This window comes from Candidatus Methylomirabilota bacterium, from assembly GCA_036005065.1.
Taxonomy (GTDB): Bacteria; Methylomirabilota; Methylomirabilia; order Rokubacteriales; family DASRDR01; genus DASYQW01.
The window spans coordinates 1-3,652 of record DASYQW010000122.1 but is presented as its reverse complement, the minus strand read 5'-3'; the positions used below and the strand labels follow the sequence as shown (position 1 = coordinate 3,652).

The 3,652-nt window shown below is 70.6% G+C and carries 2 protein-coding genes; one reads left to right on the top strand and one right to left on the bottom strand.

All coding sequences use genetic code 11. From position 1 onward, the window contains the following. Positions 1–470 precede the first annotated feature (470 nt). Entirely contained in the window at positions 471–1,763 is a 1,293-nt protein-coding gene (locus VGW35_08870; protein HEV8307768.1) for a hypothetical protein, read from the top strand. Between the two features lie 7 nt (positions 1,764–1,770). Here VGW35_08870 and argS read toward each other — a convergent pair whose 3' ends face one another. Then, a complete protein-coding gene (gene argS / locus VGW35_08865; protein HEV8307767.1) occupies positions 1,771–3,495 on the bottom strand; it encodes an arginine--tRNA ligase in 1,725 nt (574 codons plus the stop codon). Positions 3,496–3,652: the final 157 nt, after the last annotated feature.

The following is a 3,652-nucleotide window of genomic DNA, read 5'->3' as shown; positions in this document are numbered from 1 at the left end:
CCCCTTTGCCCGCGTCCTGCTTGGCGGCGCGTCGTCGGGGTGGCTGTAGGTGACGACCTCGCCGGTGATGCCGCGCCCGGTCGGACCCACGACCGCCGGATAGGGGTCGGCCACGACCACCGCGTCGCGTCCACGGAGGCGAATGCAGGTCCGCCCGTACCAGGTCAGCTCCATGGCTGGCGATTCTGACACATGCAGCTTCGCCGCCGCTCCGATGCCTCACGCCCCGGCGTCGGCGATGCCTCACGCCCCGGCGCCGCCGGCAATGGGCGCGGACGCGAGGACGGGGAGCGCCTGCCCAATCGGCGCTCCCCGTCGGAGGGAGGGAGGGTGGAACGTTGGAGGGGTTCCGACGTCCACACTAGGGTCGTGTCGTTGCGCCTCAAGCGGTCAACCGATTAAGAAACGCACACGAACGGGTTGCGGTCTGGCTTTGGGCGCCCGGCGAGCGGGTATGGGAACATCCAGCCATGACCCGCCCACGGTCGCAGCTCCCGCTGCGGATCGCGCTGCTGCCGATCGCCCTGCTGCTGGCCGTGGGGTGCGGGCCCGCCGTCTCCACGCCCGGGGGCTCACCGACGCTCGGCGAGCCGCCCGGCCAGACGCTGCCGCTCTACTCACCCGGCCCGACGCCAACGCCGGAAGACCCGGCCGTGGTGTACGCCCGGATCGAGCAGCAGGTCCAGATGATCCGGGGCCTGGCCGCCAAGGCGCCCGTCCAGCCCAAAGTCCTCGACGAGGCCGGGCTGATGGCCTCGCTCCGGCAGCATTTCGACCGCGACAACCCGCCCGCGCTCATCGCGGCCACGGAGCGGCTCTACCGCGCGCTCGGCATGCTGCCCGCGGACGCCTCCCTCAAGGAGCTCTATCTCAAGCTGCTCGACTCGCAGGTGGCCGGCTTCTACGACCCTGATGAGAAGGCGCTGTTCGTGGTGTCGCGCTCCGGTGGCCTGGGCCCCGCCGAGCAGGTGACCTTCGCCCACGAGTTCGACCACGCCCTGCAGGATCAAACCTTCGGCCTCAAGAAGCTCGGTACGGCCGTGCCGGACCAGAGCGATCGCTCGCTGGCCCGGCTCTCCCTGGCCGAAGGAGACGCGACCCTCCTCATGTCCGACTGGGCACAGGCGCACTTCACGCCGGTCCAGATGCTGCAGCTGCTGCAGACGTCGGTCGATCCGGCCCAGAATGCCGCCCTCGCGTCGATGCCGCCGATCCTGCGGGATCAGCTCCTCTTCCCCTATACCCGCGGGCTGGCCTTCGTGCAGGGGTTATGGGCGACCGGTGGCTGGGCGGCCGTCGATGCCGCGTACGCCACGCCGCCCGACTCGACCGAGCAGATCATGCATCCCGAGAAATACGTGGCTCATGAGGCGGCGGCAACGATCGAGGTCCCCGGCGATCTCGCCTCCCGCCTCGGGGCTGGCTGGCGCGTGGACATGCAGGACACGATGGGCGAGTTCGGCCTTGCGGAATGGCTGTCGGGAGGAGGAGGCGTGTCCGTGGACGTCGCCTCCGCGGCAGCTGCTGGATGGGGCGGCGACCGTCTCGTGCTGGTCTCCAACGGCTCGACGTTCGGGATCGCGGTCCAGACCACGTGGGACACCGCGGCCGACGCATCCGAGTTCGCCGCTGCGGCCCGCACCGCGCTCCAGGCCATGTCGGGCAAGACGGCCCTCGTCGAGGGCGCCGCCAACCGGGTCACCTTCTTCGTGGCGAGCGACTCGGTCACCATCGACCGGCTCAAGAGCGGCCTGGCCGGCTGACGCCAACCTACATCGACTCTGGCGCGGAGATCCCCAACAGGCCCAACGCATTGGCCAGCGTGATCCTCGTCGCCTGCACGAGGGCCAGCCGGCGGCGCGATCGCTCGGGCTCGGCTTCATCGACCACCCGGGCGTCGCGATAGAAGGCGTGGAAGGCGGTGGCCAGGTCGGTGGCGAAAGCCGTCACGCCCTGGGTCTCCTTGGCCGCCACCGCGTCCTCCACGACCTCGGGAAACCGAACGACCTCCCGGACGAGGCTGGCCTCCGGCGTACCCGACAGGCCCCCGGTCACGCTCTCGCCGGGTGCCAGGCCGGCGGCGGCCGCCTTCCGCAGGATCGAGGCGATCCGGGCGTGCGCGTACTGGACGTAATAGACCGGGTTCTCCGATGACTGCTTCTTGGCCAGCTCGATGTCGAAGTCGATGCCGCTGGTGTGTCCCCGCGAGCCGAAGAACCAGCGGGCGGCGTCGACCCCGATCTCCTCGAGCAGCTCGTCGAGGGTGATGAACTCGCCGGATCGCTTGCTCATCGAGATCTCGCGGCCTTCACGGACGAAGCGAACCCAGGCGATGAGGATCATCTCGACGGCCTCCCGGTCATAGCCCATCGCCTCGGCGGCGTTGCGCAGGCGGGCCACGGTCCCGTGGTGGTCGGCGCCCCAGATGTAGACGAGATGGTCGAAGCCTCGGCTGAACTTCTCCGCCACGTAGCCGATGTCCGACCCGAAGTACGTCACCTCGCCGCTGGACCGGCGAACGACCCGGTCCTTGTCATCGCCGAACGCCGTGGAGCGGAACCACAGGGCGCCGTCCTTCTCGTAGAGGTGGCCGCCGGCCCGCAGGCGGTCGATCGCCCGGTCGACCCAGCCCTCGCGATGCAGCGAGCCCTCGCTCTTCCAGACATCGAAGCGGACCCCGAGGCGTTCCAGGCTGGCCTCGATCCCGGCTCGGCAGCGCTCCGCCGCCCAGGGCCCGAGCACCGCTCCGGGATCCGCACCGTCAGCCGTCGCCTGCTCCCAGAGCGCGTCAGGCACCTCGGCGGCAAGGTCCTCCACGTACGCACCGCGATAGCCGTCATCGGGGATTGGCCGGCCGAGCCGAACCGCCAGGACGGAGAGGCCCAGATTGCGGACCTGGGCGTTGAAGTCGTTGAAGTAGTACTCGCGGGAGACGCTGTGTCCGCCCGCCTCCAGGACACGGCACAGGAGGTCGCCCACGAAGGCGCCACGAGCGTTGCCGATGTGGAGCGGGCCGGTCGGGTTGGCCGACACGAACTCGACGTTGATCCGCTGGGGCCGGGGCACCAGGATTCGGCCCCATTCGCCGGGGGCGGCGAGAATCGCGCCGATCGTCCGCTCCAGCGCGTCGTCGGCCAGCCGCAGGTTGAGGAATCCGGGCGCCGCCACGCTGGCCTCCGCGACCAGGGGGAACCTGTCCCGCGGCGACTCGTCGCGGACGAGCTCGTCGGCGAGTGCCTGGGCGATGGCGAGCGGCGGACGGCGATAGGGCCGAGCCAGCTTCATGGCCAGGTTCGTCGCCAGGTCACCGTACTCCGGATGCGCGGGACGGGCGACCTCGACGTCGATGACCGGTGACCCGTCCGGAAGCGCCGGCAGCGCGCCCGCCTGGATCGCCCGCTGCCAGGCGCGCTCGATCGCCGCCCGAACCTGGGTCCGGATGGGCGCAGGCGGCGCGGCGGGGAGGCCAGGTTGTCGGGCGGACGTGGGTGGCACGAAGAGCCTCGAGTCGGGGCGGGCCGCCATGGTAGCCCGCCGAGCGGACCCGGACCTCGGTACCAGGACCGTGGTGACCGGCCGCACCGAATTCGCCGTCGCGGGCCTGTGTCATCTGGTGGACACTTGGGCGCTGGGGACTAGTAATTCCGATTTG

Excerpts from the sequence above, each read along its gene's own strand:
- VGW35_08870 (HEV8307768.1), top strand. The coding sequence starts at position 471 with ATGACCCGCCCACGGTCGCAGCTCCCGCTGCGGATCGCGCTGCTGCCG.